Source organism: Sulfuriroseicoccus oceanibius (assembly GCF_010681825.2).
Lineage (GTDB): Bacteria > Verrucomicrobiota > Verrucomicrobiia > Verrucomicrobiales > SLCJ01 > Sulfuriroseicoccus > Sulfuriroseicoccus oceanibius.
The window spans coordinates 2,757,272-2,772,898 of sequence record NZ_CP066776.1 but is presented as its reverse complement, the minus strand read 5'-3'; the positions used below and the strand labels follow the sequence as shown (position 1 = coordinate 2,772,898).

Sequence of the window (15,627 nt, the reverse complement as noted above, 5' to 3'; positions counted from 1 at the left end):
ACAATGAGCGGCAGTCGGGAGCGGCGGGTTAGCTGGAGGCGGCTTACAGCTGCTTCAAGTGGTCGCGAATCCAGTCTGGATTGCGGCGGCAGTCGACAACGGCCCAAACGATGATTCTGTCATCTTCCGACGTGTAGTAGACGGCGTACGGAAATTTTCGGACGAGTAGTCGATGGTAATCCGCGTAGGCTTTCCGATGGGTTCCTCCGGTGATCCGGAGCCCTTCGATCTCGGCGATCATCGTTGAGGTGAAATACTCGCCAAGACCCAGATCCAGAGCATCGTAAAATGAGCTTCCGTCACGAATGTCTTGAACGGCACCTTTGGAGATGACCAGAGCTTTCACCCCTTGATCAGATCGGCTTTGGCTTGGGCCCAAGGGATGAGTTCGGCGTGGTCTGCTTCTGCCTGACTGCGTCTGCCATCCAAGAGCTCCTTGTGCTCATCTGGAACATCGGCTCCATCGACGATTTCACGCATGTCGTCCCACAAAGCTTCCATTAGCTGGAACTTCTCTTGCGGAGCTAATTTTGAGACGTCAGTGGGAATCATCGCGTCTATTTATAGCGTCAAATCAGCTTGGGGCGCGAGTTGAAAAAAAGATCACAGCCGCTCTGCCAGCTTTCGCATCCGTTTCAGATGTACTCCTGATGGTGCCATGTCTCCGTGGTTGGGTAGAACGCCGGTCAGTGGTAGATCCAGCGCTTTGGTCAGGCTTGCTCTGGCTTGATGGTTGTCCTGGTTGAAGATGGTCGGAGGAAGATGGCTGAACCGGTCGAAGCTGGCAAACAGGTCGCCGCAGAAGAGAAGGCCCGATGCCTCATTTAAGAATCCACAATGCCCTGCGGTGTGTCCGGGCAGTTGGACGACGCGAAGCCCACTGCCGATTTCAATTTGATCTCCGTCGTTGATCAGGCGGTTCGGAGTGAATGTGTGGAAGCCGAGTAATGGTTTGCCAACCGCTTCCAGTGCGCCGGCTATCCGGGACATTCCGTGATAGCGGGCTTTGCCCTCGTAGTGGGCGAGGTCCGCCTCTGGTGCGGCGATCCACGCGTCGTATTGGGCCGCCAGTCGTGCGACGTTGAGGATATGGTCGAGGTGACCGTGGGTTAGTAGGATCCCGCGAATGGGAAGATGGCGCCATCCGCGAGCAGTGAGAGCCTGTTCAAGCTGACGGATTCCTCCGATGAACCCGGTATCGATGAGATAGAGCTCCGAGGCATCGCGGATCACGTGGTGGCGGACGCCACTTCCGCGGATGCGCAGGATGTCGGACGGCTCCATGGCTTAGTGGTTTCCACCAACCATTGACCGATGGAGGACGAACCCGACGATTGCGATGGTGCCGAGTTCAAAGATCGCGATCGGGACGATCATCGGGATGCCGGCGATGTCTGGTAACCCGATCTGGTGGACCATCATCAGGAAGCCGATGGATGACAAAACGATCACCGCCATGATGATGCGGAACACCATGGGGCTCATTTTTGGTTTGGGGGAATGTGGGGACATGGCGTGGTCGATCCGTTACATTTCCTCTTCGTCCATGTTTTTGCGCTCCTCAGTCATCTCGAGCCAGGCGCTGGCGCTGAGGCGGTCGAGCGCGCCGGTGTAGTCATCGGCGGTGAACTGAGTTCCGCCCGACTCCATCATCAACTCGGCAAAGATGAGGCCGATGGCGTGGATGGCTTCATGGCGGTCGAGGCCTTCGTCCTGCAAGCGCTCCAGCGTGTAGGCGACATTGGTTTGGTCGCCGAGTGCGGCTTGGGTTTCCACCATCACGTGGATGGCCACGTGGATCATCGCACCTTCCACCCGTGGTTCGTTTTCGGTCAGGTACTCAGTGACCAACTCGAATCGGTTCGGTTCGCTCAGCGCGAGCCATTCTTGCGGGTCCGGGGCGGTGTAAGGATCGTAGGTCTCCATGGGTAGAAGTTTGCTCGTGTTCGGTTTGCTAGTGTTCAGTGCCCTGGCGCGGGAGTCAAAGAGCAAAAGGCGCGGATTTGGCGGGCGGAGTGGATAAGGGGCGATCTCACGCAGAGACGCGGAGACGCAGAGATCTGCGTTCGAGTGCCCAGACTCGTCTCGGGAGTGACGGCGTCCCGCCGTCAGTGTGAGGGATGGAAATGGTCTGCCGTTTTCAAGCTACGGGAAGATCTCCTTGGAGAGCGCTGGTTTCAAGCGCTATGGGGAAGTGGGACTATTCGTCGTCTTCGAGTTCGAGTAGCTCTCCGGTTTTGCGGTTTAGGAAAAGGTATTCTCGTTCGTTTTCTCCGCGGTAGGTATCGTCGTTCACGTAGATGCCGACCCAGTCAGTCAGATCTGTTTCGCTGATGGCCTTTCCGGATTGGAGGAGTGCTCGGTTGAGCGCGATTTGATTCCAATGGAAGCGGTCACCCTGCATAAATAGCTCGAATCCAAAGGCTTCATGTTCTTGTAGCTTCGCTCTGACTTGCTGGTTGGCTTTTACCAGGTCGATCACAGCGAGTAGATCCTGCGGGGTGAGATTCAGGATTGCTTTGTGGTCGTTCGTGAGCGGGATATAAGAGTGTACAACGACGATCTCAGGAGCTTTGCTATCTTTGAGCAGCATCACGGTGCGCCAGTTCGCTCCCTCGTTGCAAAGTTCGATGTGGCTGCTTGTGGGTCGATCGCAGGAGCTAGTTGCTCTGGTTCCGGAGAACTCAAACTCTTCCTCAAACTGCTTGATTTTGTTGTTGGTGTGGAGGATTTGCAGCCCTCTTTTGATGCCCTCTTTTTCCTGAGCCCAATATCCTTTTGCACCTCGATCGGTGCCTGAGGCGACAATCTCTCCGGTAGTGTAGTCGAAGTGGTAGCATGTGCCGTCGATGAGCGTCATGAAGAAGGTTTCATTCGAAAATCCATTGGGTGTGGTTTGCTCGAATGGGTGGAAGTTGTAAGCTGTGCCGGCAAACCGTTCTTCGACTAGTGACCAATCTTTGATGAGCGTGTCGGCGGTGTGCGTTTTGAAGGATTGGCCGTCCCTCACAAATGTAATGAGCGTCTCAGAGTTGGTTTTTTTCTGTACGTCAAAGTCAGCGGTGAAGTTGGCGCTGCCGCGTACAGCCAAGTATCGACCGCAGTTCGAGATGTGGGTTGATCTCTTCCCAAGATTCAGCCCGGAAGCTCTCCAAACTTCCTTGAGTTTGCCCTTCGGAGTTAGCCGGTGGGCGACAGTGAGTGATCTGTAGGCTTTGGGATTGGGAATGTACTTCAGGGTGGCTTGGCCGTTTGGGGATGTGATGATGAACGGTTCGGGCGTTGAGACAATGCTCGCCTGACTTGTACTCAGGAGAATCACACTCAAAAGTGTGATCAGTATAAGTTGTGGTTTCATTTGAAGCTGCAGTGACGACATCGCGGGTTACCCAAAGAACATATAAGCGATGATGATGGCGGCGATGATGCCGGCGGCGTCGGCGAGGAGGCCGCAGGTGACGGCGTGGCGTGTGTTTTTGATGCCGACCGAGCCGAAGTAGACCGCGAGCACATAGAAGGTGGTGTCGGTGCTGCCTTGGAGGGTGCTGACGAGTTGGCCGATGAAGGAATCGGCGCCGTGGGTGTCCATGGCATCGACCATCATGGCGCGTGCGCCTGAGCCGCTCAGTGGCTTCATCAGGGCAGTGGGCATGGCGTCGATCCACTGGTTGGGGAGTCCGGTGAACGCGACAGCGTAGCGCAGGCCGTCCAACAGTAGGTCCATCACCCCGGCTGCACGGAAGACAGCAATGGCTACCAGGATGGCGACGAGGTAGGGAATGATGCGCGTGGCGACGGAAAACCCATCTTTTGCTCCGTCGATGAAGGCATCGTAGACGTTGATCTTGCGGGCGAGTCCAAGGCCGATGAACCCTGAAATTACCGAGAAGATAATAAAGGCAGACCACGTGCGCGAGATCACGGAGATGGTGTCTTGCGGGAGTTGGGTGAGAAACCAAAGCGATGTTCCGAGCACGCCGATGATCCCCAGGAGCCACGCGATCACCACTGGGTTGTACAGCTTGATGCGCTGGAACAAAGAGACCGCAATCAGTCCGACGAGTGTGGAGATCGCAGTGGCCAGCAGGATGGGGAGGAAGACGTCGGCCGGGTTGGCGGCTCCCATTTGCGCCCGGTAGATCATGACTGAGATCGGGATCAATGTGAGCCCGGACGTGTTGAGTACCAGGAACATGATTTGGCTGTTCGACGCGGTCTCCTTGCTGGCGTTGACCGACTGCAGCTCTTGCATTGCCTTGAGCCCGAGCGGGGTGGCGGCGTTGTCGAGGCCGAGCATGTTGGCGCTGATGTTCATCAGCATGCTGCCGTGGGCGGGGTGGTCGGGCGGCAGGTCGGGGAAGAGTCTGCGGAACAGAGGCCTTACCAAACGGGCGAGAATGTTTACCGCCCCGGCGCGCTCGCCGACCTTCATAATGCCTAACCAAAGGCACATGCCGCCGGTGAGCCCCAGCGCGATCTCAAATGCCGTCTTCGACATCGAGAATGTGGCGTCGAGCATTGCGGGGAAGATCTCGTGGTTACCGTAGAACGTCCACTGAACGAACGCGAAGACGAAGGCGGTCAGGAAGAACCCGACGAAGATGAAGTTGAGAACCATGGTGGAGGGGAGGGGAAAGGATCCGCAGATGGAGGGCGGGGGCTTTGATCGTCATCAGATAACAGAATCTGACAGGCGATAGAAACTGCGAAATCCCGATAATCGTGTCCGGCCACAGCCTGCTCTGGAGAGCCAAAGCAGTGATTCCTGCGCCACGCCAAACAAGAGGACTCTCTGTGAGACCACTAGGGCGTCAGCGAAGCGGCTGCACGCTAGTAGCCGAGGAAGTCCATCAGCTTCGCGTTGAGGTGACGGTTCTCGCCTTGGAACGGGAAGCAATGGATGTGGATCGCCGGGTTGAAGTTCATCTCGATGATCGAGTGGTTTTCGTCCGTGGCAGGGGTGGTGATGTCTGCGATGATCATATCGAGTCCCGTGATCGCGACACCCATTGCCTGTGCTGCCTGTACGGCGATCTCCTTGTAGCTGGCGTGCACGTCGTCGGTGAAGTCGATGCTGTCACCACCGGTGCTGATGTTAGAGTTCTCGCGCAGGAAGATGGTTTCGCCGCTATCGGGAACCGATTCAAAGCTGAGCCCCTGCGTTTCGAGGAAGAGTTGCTCAGCCTGACCGGTGGCGATGAGCTCAAGTGGCGTGCGATAGCCCTTGCCTCGCAGCGGCGATTGGTTCTTGCGCTCGATGAGTTCGGCGATGGTGTGATGTCCGTCGCCCCGAACGTTGGCTGGAACCCGGTGGAGGATGGCTTCCACGTGGTCTCCGATGAGGAAAAAGCGGAACTCACGACCGGCTGCGAAGGGTTCTACCAGCACACTGCTGTCAGCGGAAAATGCCATCTCCAGCGCTCGCTCGAAGTGGAGTGGGTCGTCGTTCCTTTTGAGGATGGTGATCCCCAGTCCGAAATTGGTCGACTTGGGTTTGATGACAATGGGGCGGCCTTGGTAGCGGGGGAACTCGGCTCGCGCCTGATCTTGATCCGTGTAGTGCCCGCCAGGCGGTACCGAGAGACCGGCAGCGGCGAGCACTTTTTTGGTGACCAATTTGTTCTCCATCATCAGCACCGCACTGTAGCGGTCTTTCGAGGTTTTGGTGGCTTGCTGGACGAACTCATCGTGTCCGTCGCGACTGAACTTGACGAAGTTTTCGCTGCGGTCGAGAAGCTCGAATGTCACGCCTCTGACAATGGCCTCACGCAGCATGAGTTGGGTCGAGAGCTCCAAATCTTCCAGACCGTTGAATCGGAATCCGCGGACTTGGCTCAGTTCGGCAAAGTGCTGCGCCTGAGTGAGGTGGTACTGGATGAACCCCTGCTCGATGACTCCCTTGCGTACAATCTCGAGTGGCGATGAGGTGGGGGTCTTGAGTTCGGTGCGCAGTGTTTCGATCGATGCCTGATAGTCCTGCGCCTCGGAGGCGGAAGCGGGAACCAGTGCACTGAGTTCGGTGAGGAAGCTGTCCACGTGGTTGGATGCTTCTTCCTCGGTGAGCTCATCGCCGGCGATCGTTTTGAGCCGGCTTTTCAAACCGCAACAAGCACAGTTGTATTGGTTCTTGCTGGCGATGAGTTGTTGCACCTCATCGAACTCGCCGGGTTCCTCAATCGCGATGGCCCACAGCATAAAGAGGTGGAGGAGGTGGAGGCTTTCGGGGCGGACGCCGGTTTTGACTGTCGGATCCAAGTCGACCAGTCTAATTTCCAAATGGGTGATCTCGCCGCTGGTGAGATCGGTTTTCACCCGGATTGGGTTGTAGAGTTCTTTCTCGTGAACGAGTTGCTTACTTTCGACGAGATTACGTAGCGACCGGTGGAAGCGGGGCCAGTCTGAGTAGTCTAGAATGAAATCGAGTTTGTTACGATAGCCGCACTGGCTGGCTCGAATAGAGGTGGTGAGTGGGTTGCCGCGGCTGTCGGGGCCGAGTGCCTGCATTTCACAGAATGTTTCGGCGTAGCTGTTGTGCACGGCAGGGCTGTTGCCTAGAAGTGCCAGTGGCATCCACCGGAAGCGCATCATGTTGCGCAGAGCCTTCATGTAGATCTGAGATTTGAACTCGGAGAGGGGGACGGATTCGAGCCCCAGAGATGTGCGCATGCAGGCAATCAGCTCAGGTGCAAAGCTCAGGTTGATGTGCACTCCTGAGATTAGCTGGCGTTTGCGTCCGTAGGTTTGAGCGAGGAAATAGCGGTATTCGTTGAGTGCTTTGAAGTCGTCGGAAAATTGGGCAATTGGGATTTTGCTGCCGTCTTCCGGTAGCTCGGGTGGCATGCTTTGTGGCCACAGGTATTCGTCGTCTAGAGATTCACTGACCACGTCATGGATCGTTTCCAGGAACCCTATGGCTTCGCGCGCGCTTCCCATTGGTGGTGTGATCATCTCAAGCTGGCTCTCTGAGAAATCTACGGTTACATAGGGGTTCGCCAGCTTGTCACCGAAGGCGGTGGGGTGGGGAGTGAGAGCCAGGTTGCCCTGGCGATCCACGCGGATGTGCTCCTTTTCGATGCCAAAGTTGCCGCCCAAGAGCCAGGGACTGCAATTCTCACTCGTTATGGCGGTGCCAATATTCATTGTGAATGTGAGGGGTGTTGAGGGTTTGCTCAATTGGTTGCAGAGCTGGGCTAATCGGCGAGCTTCAACCGGGCTGTGACTGCATCGGCTAAACAGAGTACGGTGCGAACCTACGGCACGGATTGTCATCCTCAGGTCTTTGAAGGAGGCGATAAATGGGCATCAGGACAGGGGCTCCGGTACTCGGTCGCTTTGAGAGTACAGTGCGGCTGTCGCGAACGAGGGGAGCTGAAGTGACTTTACAGTTGGTGCCAATCAGTGGTGGAATGTCTCTTGCTTCGCCCTTCTCACGCGCTCGTGACGGTCGGGCTCGCAGGATGTCGCCTGCGACGTTGGTTTGCAGTTAGCGCCTCACCAAAGTTACACCGATGATAGACGGGCAGTTTTTCAACGACTTGGGAGCCATTGTTGTTGCTGCCGCTGTGCTGGTTGTTCTTGGTCGGCTGATCCGAATGCCTGCGATCGTGGTTTATCTCTTCGCCGGGTTGATGATTGGCCCTGCGTTCGGCTGGGTTGAGATGAGCGACGGGCTGAAAGTTATTTCGGAGAAAGGTATAGCTCTCCTGCTCTTTCTGGTCGGGTTGGAATTGAGCTTCGCCAAGATTAGGGATGTCGGCAAGGTCGCGATCATGGCGGGCATTGGCCAGGTGGTGTTTACGGCGGCAGGGGGCTATGTCCTGTGCTGGACACTGGGTTTTCCTCTGGTCGAGGCGCTCTTCTTGGCGATCGCGTTGACCTTCAGCAGCACGGTTGTGGTGGTAAAGCTGCTCGATGAGAAGGGGGAGTTAAACAGTCTCTATGGACGCATCGCGGTCGGGATCTTCCTGGTTCAGGATCTGGTGGTCATCGTGATTCTCACCTTTCTTGCTGGGATTTCAGGGGCCGAGGAAATGGATGCAGGCGGGGTGATGATTGCGCTGGCCAAAGCGTTCGGCGGGATGATTCTTCTGCTGGTCTTTGCGTTGGCTGCATCGCGTTACGTGTTGCCCCGTCCGTTCCGATGGGCGTCGCGCTCGCCGGAGATGCTGTTGGTTTGGGCTCTGACGTGGTGCTTTATATTAGTGTGGGCGGCGCACGCCTTTGGGTTGTCGCTCGAGGTGGGGGCGTTTCTAGCTGGTATCAGTCTCGCGCAACTTCCTTACAATGACGATCTGCGGCGGCGAGTGCACCCGCTGATGAATCTATTCATTGCGGTGTTCTTTGTCTCTTTGGGAGTGCGGATGGATCTTGGGGGGGCGATCGATCAGTGGTGGCCAACGCTGGTGCTTACCGTGTTTGTTCTCATCGGAAATCCATTCATATTCATCCTAATCATCACACGTATGGGCTATCGGCAGGAGACATCGTTTCTAACGAGTGTCACTGTTGCGCAGATCAGCGAGTTCTCGTTCATTTTTGCCGGAATGGGGTTGGCGAGCGGATTGATCGGGGGCGAAATTCTTTCAATCACTGCGTTGGTCGGAGTACTCACCATAGCGATTTCCGCCTTCATGATTATCCATAACCGTCGACTTTACTCGTGGGTCGACAAGTTGGGCTTGCTGAGGTGGCGGATATTCAGAACCTCCGGGCATGCAGAGAGGGGGCACGGCGATGACCACGAATTGAGTGGGCATATCATCGTGGTGGGAATGAACACTTTGGGGCGCGAACTAGTGCGGCGTCTTCACCAACGCGGCGAACTAGTTCTGGCGATCGATACGGATCCAGAGAAGCTCAGCGACCTGCCAGCCGAGACCCTTCTCGGGAGTGTTGAGTATGCCTCAGTGCTCGATGAGGCCCAACTGGCTAAGGCCCGGTTGCTGGTATCGGCGCTTCGGATTGAGGCGGTGAACCAACTGTTGGCTTATCGGTGTCAGGGCCTCGGGGTGCCCAGCGCGATCCACGTGACTGATCTTTCTGTAGTCGAGGGCCTCCTTGAGCTGGATGTGGATTTCCTCATGATTTCTCGGGCCGATGGGCTGAAAGCCCAATTGGCGAAACTCGAAGAGATGGGGGTGATCGGGAGATGAACACATTTATACTTTTGCTTGCTGCTGCGGCAATCGCCTACGGGGTGGCGCACATGGCGCGGCTGCCAGCGCTGCCTGTATTGATAGTGACGGGGATGGCGGTCAACTTGATGGGCTGGTTGCCTGCGGGCTTCGTCCCCGGTAGCGCGGGTGGCGAGGACCTAAGTGGCGGTGCCATCCGCGTGCTTGAGTTCGGGTTGGTATTCCTAGTTTTTGCGTCGGGGGTGGAATTGAATCCGCGGCGTTTTGCCAAACATTTTTCCGCCGTACTTTGGATTGGCTGTGTGCAATTTCTGGCTTCTGCAGCCGCAGGTTTCGCAGCGGCTAGTTGGATAATGGGATTTGGTGCTCTGGAGTCGACCTATTTAGGAATTGGTGTGGCAGTGAGTTCGACGGTGGTCGTACTTCGGAATTTGCGTTTACGCCAAGCGATGTTCGAGCCCTTCGGCCGCGTGGTTACTGGCTCTTTGTTGGTTCAGGATGGGTTGCTTGTTGTGGCTTTGGTGTTGCTCGCGCGGGTCGATGGAAGCTGGGTGCGCATTAGCATTGGCTTGGGTGAAGTTGTTTTACTAGGGGTGGCGGCGTGGTTTGCCCAGCGTCACGTGGTCCCTGCGTTGTTGCGGCGGATCAAGCCCGATGAGGAGAGTCTTCTTCTGTGGTTGATTGCCGTGATGTTCTCGTTTGTGTGGATTTCGATGGCGCTGGGATTGCCTCCAATTGTGGGGGCATTTTTCGGAGGGTTCACGTTTTCATCCTTTCCCCTCAACTCTCTGATCCGCGGACAGCTGGCGTCGCTTACTGAGTTCTTCCAAGCGTTGTTTTTTGTAATGCTGGGAGCTTTGCTGGGAGTGCCTGAGGCCGGGCAGTGGTTGACGGCAGGCCAACTGGCATTGGTGGTGTTGATCGTGACTCCTCCGTTGGTTGCGGTGCTGGCCGAGTGGAGGGGGCTCAATGCCCGTGCGTCAATCGAGAGTGGTTTGATGCTGGCGCAGATCAGCGAACTATCGTTGTTGTTGTGCCTTGCTGGGGTAAGCGCGGGCCATGTTTCTCAGAGTGGATTTGAGGTGCTGGCTTTGGCCGCTGTGATGACGATGTCACTGACCCCATTCCTAGGTCGCTCACGGTTGGCGCAGGCACTGCTACCTCTGCACCCATTCCGCACCCGTGGGACGCAATGCGCAGAACCAGAGGGGCACGTGTTGATTCTCGGGCTTGGAGCTTCGGGGATGTGGACGGTAAAGCCGCTGATCGCCGCAGGCCATCGGGTGGTGGTGGTGGACGATGATGCAATCGTTTGTCGGCAACTGGAGCAACGAGGGATTGAGGTGATCCACGGCGATGCTGCGGACGTGGGCGTTCTGCATCGTGCTGGAGCCTCGCGGGCAAGGTTGGTTGTTTCCTCGCTGCGTAGGGTCCAAGATTCGCTCACCGTACTGAGGGTTGTGAGCGGGGTGCCGGTCATGGTGCGGGTTTTTGAAGATCAAGAGTTCCGGAGCGTGGAGCGGGCTGGGGGAATTCCCATTCACACTGCCGATGCTGCTGCGGATGTCTTCATGGCGTGGCTGGAAACCAACGACCGAGAGGGGATTGCTGCGAACTAATACCATTTCAACGGTCACCTTGGCATGATCGATGAGGGTGGGATCAGAGGGATGTTGAGCAAAGGAAGTGATCGTGGCGGGATCTTCTTGAGTGATGCTGTGTTCCGCACAGCTAGGGTAGCCCGCAGGCATCGCGGTTCGCGTCTTGCCTCACGCGGAAAAGCTCTCCACCAATTTGACCGTTCAAATGATATCAGATTGCCAGCTCAATCAATAACGTCCGTTGTGATGTTGTGTGCTGGATGCCGACGTCCCAACCAATATTGCTAAGCTCCTGTGCGCAGGACCGACGGCGGCGGATCGGATTTTTGTAACTTTGGCGGCAGCAGGCACAAAAAATGGGCGGTGACGACTGATGCGTCACCGCCCATTAGGGAAACGGGATGGGATGAGGGGTTACTCAGCCCAGAGGTTGGTCGAATCGAGGTCTTTGCCGACGAGGATTCCGTCCTTCGCCTGTGGGGCTGCGTCGATGGCGGCCTTGGCGGTGAAGGTGATCACGAAGAGCGTCTCGCTACCTTCCAGGACTTCCTGGTTGCCCAGGTTGAGGAAGGTCGGGTAGAGGGCCTTCTGACCATTGCCGTGGAGACGGTCTTTGGTGAAGTCCTCCATCTGCTTCATGGCCACAGGCTCGATGCTTTCGAAGGTGAGCTTCTGGGCATCGTATGGCAGGGCGAAGCTCAGTGCGTTGACCGAGACGAGGTCCTTGCCGCTGACGGCGATCTCGACTTTGTCGCCGGCCTGGTATTGCTCCTTGTCGGTGTTGATTTCGAGGGTGCCGGCGACTGGTTTGTCATCGGTTTGTGGCTGGGCGCCCCCTTCGAGGCGGGTGGTGACGTAGGAGATATCGAGGGCGTCGATGAGGCCGTTTTTATTGATATCGCCTTTGCTGATGTAGCCTTCGAAGTCGGAGTCGCCCTGGCGCAGACCGGTGTAATTACCGTAGGAGGTCAGGTCGTTGAAGTCGATGGCACCATCTTCGTTGATGTCGCCCGGGATGTAGCTTTCCGAGCCCGGCACCTTGAAGATGTAGAGTTCGTTGCCCGAGCCGAAGTCGCCGACGGCCTTGGTCACCGCGATCTTCACGTAACCAGCTTTCGGCTGCTCGGAGAAGACGAACTCCTTGGTGTCGCCGGTTTTCTCCCAGGTGAAGGCACCGGCTTCCGTCCAGTCGCGGCCGTTCATGCTGTGGAAGATGGTTCCTTCCAACAGCGTGCCGTTGCTGGCATCGTCACGCGGGATGTACTGGAGTTTGTCGAGCAGGTTGACCGAGCGAAGGTCGACGATGAACTCGAATGGTACGGCTTTTTCGCCCCACTTGGTATGCCAGCCGGAGAGCTGGTCGCGGTCGAAGAGCTTGGCAATGCCCGAGCCACCCTGATCTTCCGCGGTGGAACGTGCGACCAATCCGTTGATGGCGAACTCGTATGGGTCCGCCTTGGTGGTGCCGGTGAAGGCGACCCAGTCGGATGTGGACTCGCTGTTGACCGAGCGGATCTTGAAGCTGTACTCGGTCTCCACATTCAGGTTCTCGAAGAGGAAGCTGTTGTGGCGGATGGTCGAGTAGTTCATGCCTTGGAACTCGATCTCGTAGTAGTCGGCATTAGCGACCGGCTCCCAGCTTGGTTCCAGGGTGTATGGCTTGGTGTTTTCGTCGGTGATCTGCGGTTCTGGTGCGGTCAGTTCGCCGGTGGACGCGAGGAATGGATCCCCGAGATCGTAGCGGTAGCCGTCGATCTGGACTTCGACGCCATTGACGCTGGTATCGGTCTTGGCGAGTTTGACGTGGAGCACTGGATTCTTGATGACACTGACTTTGGCAAACTCGGTGTCCGGCGTAGCGAAGCGGTTGAGTTCAGGAGCGGCATCGTAGAAGTAGACATTCGAGCCGGAGGCGAGAGCCTCGGCTGTGTCGACTTTCTGCAATGTCACGGTCTGGCCGCCGATCGTGGCGGTGACTGCTGATGGTTCTGCGGTGAGGTTTACCTGAAGTTCGGTCGACTTTTCCTTCACGAAGCCATCGAAGCTACCGCGGGTTGGCTGGATGGAGATCTTCACCTGGTCCTTGTTCTGCACCGAGGTGATCTCGGTTTCGGCGAAGGCACCGGCTTTGTATTGCTCGGTCAATCCGTCGTCGTCGTACTCGGTGAAGGCGCTTTCGCCATATGGGTAGAACTCGTAGATACGCTCGGTGAGGTCGATCTCGGCCGGGTCGTTGTGTGGGCGGTTCTTAGGAATGATCGCGCCACGGCGAACGAAGGTCGGCAGCTTCCAGAGCGGGCTGTCGAAGTTGTTGATGATGCGGCCGCCGGCAATGACATCGCCGGTGAAGAAGTCGATCCACTGGCCTTCAGGCAGGTAGATGTTATCGCGCTCGTCGTTGCCTTCGTCATCCGCACGGGTGTTCTGGTAGATCGGGGCGACGAGGAAGTCCTCACCGTAGAGGAACTGGTAACGGGTGGCGGAGCCGAGGGTGTATGGGTTCACCTCGTCGAGGAACATGGCACGCACCATAGGCAGGCCGTCCACGGCTTCGCGGGCGATGCTGTAGGTGTAGGGCATGAGCTCGGCTTTGAGCTTGAGGTACCAGCGGTTGATCGAGGTAGCCGGTTCGCCGAGGATGTGTGGGTATTTCGGGTTCGAGCCCCAGCCATCCATGTTCAGCTGCATGCTGGTGAACGTTTTCCACTGGTAGTCGCGGGTGTTCACGACGAGGTCCTTGCCGCCGAAGATACCGTCCATGTCCGAGCAGATGTTGGACATACCGGAGAGTCCGGCACCGATGTAGGTCGGGATGTGGAAGCGGATGTACTCCCACTTGCCGCCGGTCTGGTCACCGGTCCAAACGCCGCCGTAGCGCTGGGTGCCGGCCCATCCGTCGAGCGTGATGATGAATGGGCGGGCGTTGTTACCGTAGTAGGTCATCAGCTGGGCTGCATCGGCGATACCGTTCAATCCGAACGAGTATCCGGCACCGACCCAGGCGACGTCGGTTTTGAGCACGCGCACACCGGCGTCGCGCACTTCGCGCACCAGGTCGCGCTGCAAGAGGGCGCTGATGTCAGCTTTCGGGTGCAGGTCCGACTGCGTCCAAAGCCCGATCTCGACGCCGCGCTCACGTGCCCACTCGCCGAACTCACGGAGGTTTTCGATATTGCCTTCCAATGTGTCGGTCTGGCCGTAGCCCGCGCCGTAGCCGTCGTTAGGAAGGAACCATCCCAGCGGCATGTCGTGGTCTTCGTAACGTTCGACCGCAGCACGTGCGGAGAACTGATAGTTGTCCTTCTCGCCGTTGAGCGACTCCTGCACGCCGCCGTTGTCCTTCTGTTCCTCTTTGTAGAGTTTGCCGTCTTCGAAGAGGATGCCGTCTTCTTCGACTTCCTTCCAGAAGTCGCGGTTGTAGGCGTTGAGGTGACCGAGGTAGAAGCCGAACTTAGGCAGCAGCACCGGTTTGCCGGTCAGTTGGAAATAGCGGTCCAAGAGATCGGCCGGAGTCTCGCCAGCCATGACGAAGACATCGAGGTAGTCGGTCTCGTGGGTGAGCTTCACCTGACCGCTGTCATTCGAGCCGAAGTCGTACTGACCTTTCTTGAACGTGTGCCACATCATGGCGTAGCCGCGGGTCGACCAGAAGTATGGGTTCGGGGAGGCGACTCCGCCGTCGGTCCAGCTGTTCTGGTTTTCGATGTCGATGAGCTTGCCCTTGTGGGAGAAGCGGCCGTTTTGGACGCCACCACCGTAGAAGTATTCGTCGTCGCGCTCGGTGAGGGTCACTTTCACCCCTTTGCGGTCGAACTCAACGGGAGTTACTTCCTCAAACAAAACCGCACCATCAGCGATGCGGGTCATCTTCACGCGGGCGGTCGCGGCGTCCACCTCGACGCGCACTTTGGACGTGCTGACGGCGAAAACACCGGATTCGTTCTCAAGGGTCAGTGCACCGACTTCGGCACGTGGCTGGTCCACGAGGATTTGTGCTGGTGGCTCGGCGACAGGATCGCGCAGGATCCCGCCCTGATCGTCACGGAACCAGCGGAAGATCGAGTCGCTGTAGAAATCCATGGTCATCCGGCGCTGGCTGGTGAGCACAAACTCGACGGTGGTCGGGTTGATTTGCTTTGCGCCGAGCACCTTCAAATCGAGTTCGGCCGCTTCCTGAACCGCGCTGGCTTCGGCTGCCAGTGCTTCCAGTTGGCCGACGTTCAGTGACAAAAGAGCCAGCATCGCGCTGGCCCCAAGTGAGCAGGATCCTTTGAAATTCATAACGTGGTGAGTACTAAACGGACCACGCAACATGCCCCAATTCCCTGCATCGGCAAGAGCTCCTTGCCCGCCAAATCCGCCTAGTCCTCAGATGGGGGGCGGGGAGGGGGGCGTGATGGATTTCGCTGGTGAAATGGAGGGCGTTATCCGCAGATAATCAGGATGGTACTATCCGCAGATGATGTGGATGGGGAGGATTGGTTTGGGAGTGCGGTGAGGATCACCGCTTTAGCTTGGAGGCGGAGCCGGGAGTGGAGTCTTTCGGTATAGGCTGCCGTGAACTGTCGGAGCGGATCCTAGGGCCTGCGGGTTGCCAGCTTTGGTGAATCCGTGCGGCAAGGCTTGGCCTTTGTCCGCGGGGCGGGGGACCCAGGGTATGGGTCGCTGGCGCTCCCTTTTACCCTGGGCTGGTTTGCGTTCTCCTTTCAGGAGAGGTCCCGAGGAGTATCGGCATTGGTGATCGGCGCGCCGGGTTCGGGGGGCGTCCGCAGATAATCAGGATGGCACTATCCGCAGATGATGTGGATGGGGAGGATTGGTGTGGGAGTGCGGTGAGGATCACCGCTTTCGATTGCAGGCGGAGCCGGGAGTGGTGGACGTTGTGCGAACCG

Annotated in this window: 11 protein-coding genes; 2 read left to right on the top strand and 9 right to left on the bottom strand. The window is 57.4% G+C overall.

Annotation, left to right across the window (positions count from 1 at the left end):
- Nucleotides 1–43 precede the first annotated feature (43 nt).
- From G3M56_RS11220 to gshAB, 8 genes are all read right to left on the bottom strand, one after another.
- Nucleotides 44–346, bottom strand: coding sequence for a type II toxin-antitoxin system RelE/ParE family toxin (locus tag G3M56_RS11220; protein WP_164365079.1), 303 nt, complete (start codon nt 344–346; stop codon nt 44–46).
- Complete coding sequence (locus G3M56_RS11215) at nt 343–552, bottom strand: addiction module protein (protein ID WP_164365080.1); 210 nt, start codon at nt 550–552, stop codon at nt 343–345. The genes G3M56_RS11220 and G3M56_RS11215 overlap by 4 nt, the downstream gene beginning before the upstream one ends.
- 51 nt (nt 553–603) lie before the next feature.
- Entirely contained in the window at nt 604–1,284 is a 681-nt protein-coding gene (locus G3M56_RS11210) for an MBL fold metallo-hydrolase (protein WP_164365081.1), read from the bottom strand.
- A gap of 3 nt (nt 1,285–1,287) precedes the next feature.
- Complete coding sequence (locus tag G3M56_RS11205) at nt 1,288–1,512, bottom strand: hypothetical protein (protein WP_235203405.1); 225 nt, start codon at nt 1,510–1,512, stop codon at nt 1,288–1,290.
- Between the two features lie 15 nt (nt 1,513–1,527).
- The gene (locus tag G3M56_RS11200; RefSeq protein ID WP_164365083.1) at nt 1,528–1,926 is read right to left on the bottom strand and encodes a hypothetical protein; all 399 of its coding nucleotides are present in this window, start codon (nt 1,924–1,926) and stop codon (nt 1,528–1,530) included.
- A 274-nt stretch (nt 1,927–2,200) separates the two neighbouring features.
- Nucleotides 2,201–3,358: a hypothetical protein gene (locus tag G3M56_RS11195; protein WP_235203404.1), complete on the bottom strand. Its 1,158-nt coding sequence runs from the start codon at nt 3,356–3,358 to the stop codon at nt 2,201–2,203.
- A 27-nt stretch (nt 3,359–3,385) separates the two neighbouring features.
- The gene (locus G3M56_RS11190) at nt 3,386–4,618 is read right to left on the bottom strand and encodes a nucleoside recognition domain-containing protein (protein ID WP_164365085.1); all 1,233 of its coding nucleotides are present in this window, start codon (nt 4,616–4,618) and stop codon (nt 3,386–3,388) included.
- Between the two features lie 212 nt (nt 4,619–4,830).
- The gene (gshAB, locus tag G3M56_RS11185; protein ID WP_164365086.1) at nt 4,831–7,140 is read right to left on the bottom strand and encodes a bifunctional glutamate--cysteine ligase GshA/glutathione synthetase GshB; all 2,310 of its coding nucleotides are present in this window, start codon (nt 7,138–7,140) and stop codon (nt 4,831–4,833) included.
- Between the two features lie 368 nt (nt 7,141–7,508).
- On the opposite strand from gshAB, the gene G3M56_RS11180 reads away from it, so the two are divergent.
- Together G3M56_RS11180 and G3M56_RS11175 are read left to right on the top strand one after the other, a co-directional pair.
- Complete coding sequence (locus G3M56_RS11180; protein ID WP_164365087.1) at nt 7,509–9,152, top strand: cation:proton antiporter; 1,644 nt, start codon at nt 7,509–7,511, stop codon at nt 9,150–9,152.
- On the top strand, nt 9,149–10,753 hold the full coding sequence (locus tag G3M56_RS11175) for a cation:proton antiporter domain-containing protein (protein ID WP_164365088.1): 1,605 nt from the start codon (nt 9,149–9,151) through the stop codon (nt 10,751–10,753). The genes G3M56_RS11180 and G3M56_RS11175 overlap by 4 nt, the downstream gene beginning before the upstream one ends.
- 396 nt (nt 10,754–11,149) lie before the next feature.
- Here the strand turns inward: G3M56_RS11175 and G3M56_RS11170 are convergent, their stop codons facing one another.
- Complete coding sequence (locus G3M56_RS11170) at nt 11,150–15,016, bottom strand: TIM-barrel domain-containing protein (RefSeq protein WP_235203403.1); 3,867 nt, start codon at nt 15,014–15,016, stop codon at nt 11,150–11,152.
- Nucleotides 15,017–15,627 lie beyond the last annotated feature (611 nt).

Coding starts and splice junctions, on each gene's coding strand:
- G3M56_RS11170 (WP_235203403.1), bottom strand. CDS start 15,016: ATGAATTTCAAAGGATCCTGCTCACTTGGGGCCAGCGCGATGCTGGCT.
- G3M56_RS11200 (WP_164365083.1), bottom strand. CDS start 1,926: ATGGAGACCTACGATCCTTACACCGCCCCGGACCCGCAAGAATGGCTC.
- G3M56_RS11190 (WP_164365085.1), bottom strand. CDS start 4,618: ATGGTTCTCAACTTCATCTTCGTCGGGTTCTTCCTGACCGCCTTCGTC.
- G3M56_RS11210 (WP_164365081.1), bottom strand. CDS start 1,284: ATGGAGCCGTCCGACATCCTGCGCATCCGCGGAAGTGGCGTCCGCCAC.
- gshAB (WP_164365086.1), bottom strand. CDS start 7,140: ATGAATATTGGCACCGCCATAACGAGTGAGAATTGCAGTCCCTGGCTC.
- G3M56_RS11195 (WP_235203404.1), bottom strand. CDS start 3,358: ATGAAACCACAACTTATACTGATCACACTTTTGAGTGTGATTCTCCTG.
- G3M56_RS11205 (WP_235203405.1), bottom strand. CDS start 1,512: ATGTCCCCACATTCCCCCAAACCAAAAATGAGCCCCATGGTGTTCCGC.
- G3M56_RS11180 (WP_164365087.1), top strand. CDS start 7,509: ATGATAGACGGGCAGTTTTTCAACGACTTGGGAGCCATTGTTGTTGCT.
- G3M56_RS11215 (WP_164365080.1), bottom strand. CDS start 552: ATGATTCCCACTGACGTCTCAAAATTAGCTCCGCAAGAGAAGTTCCAG.
- G3M56_RS11175 (WP_164365088.1), top strand. CDS start 9,149: ATGAACACATTTATACTTTTGCTTGCTGCTGCGGCAATCGCCTACGGG.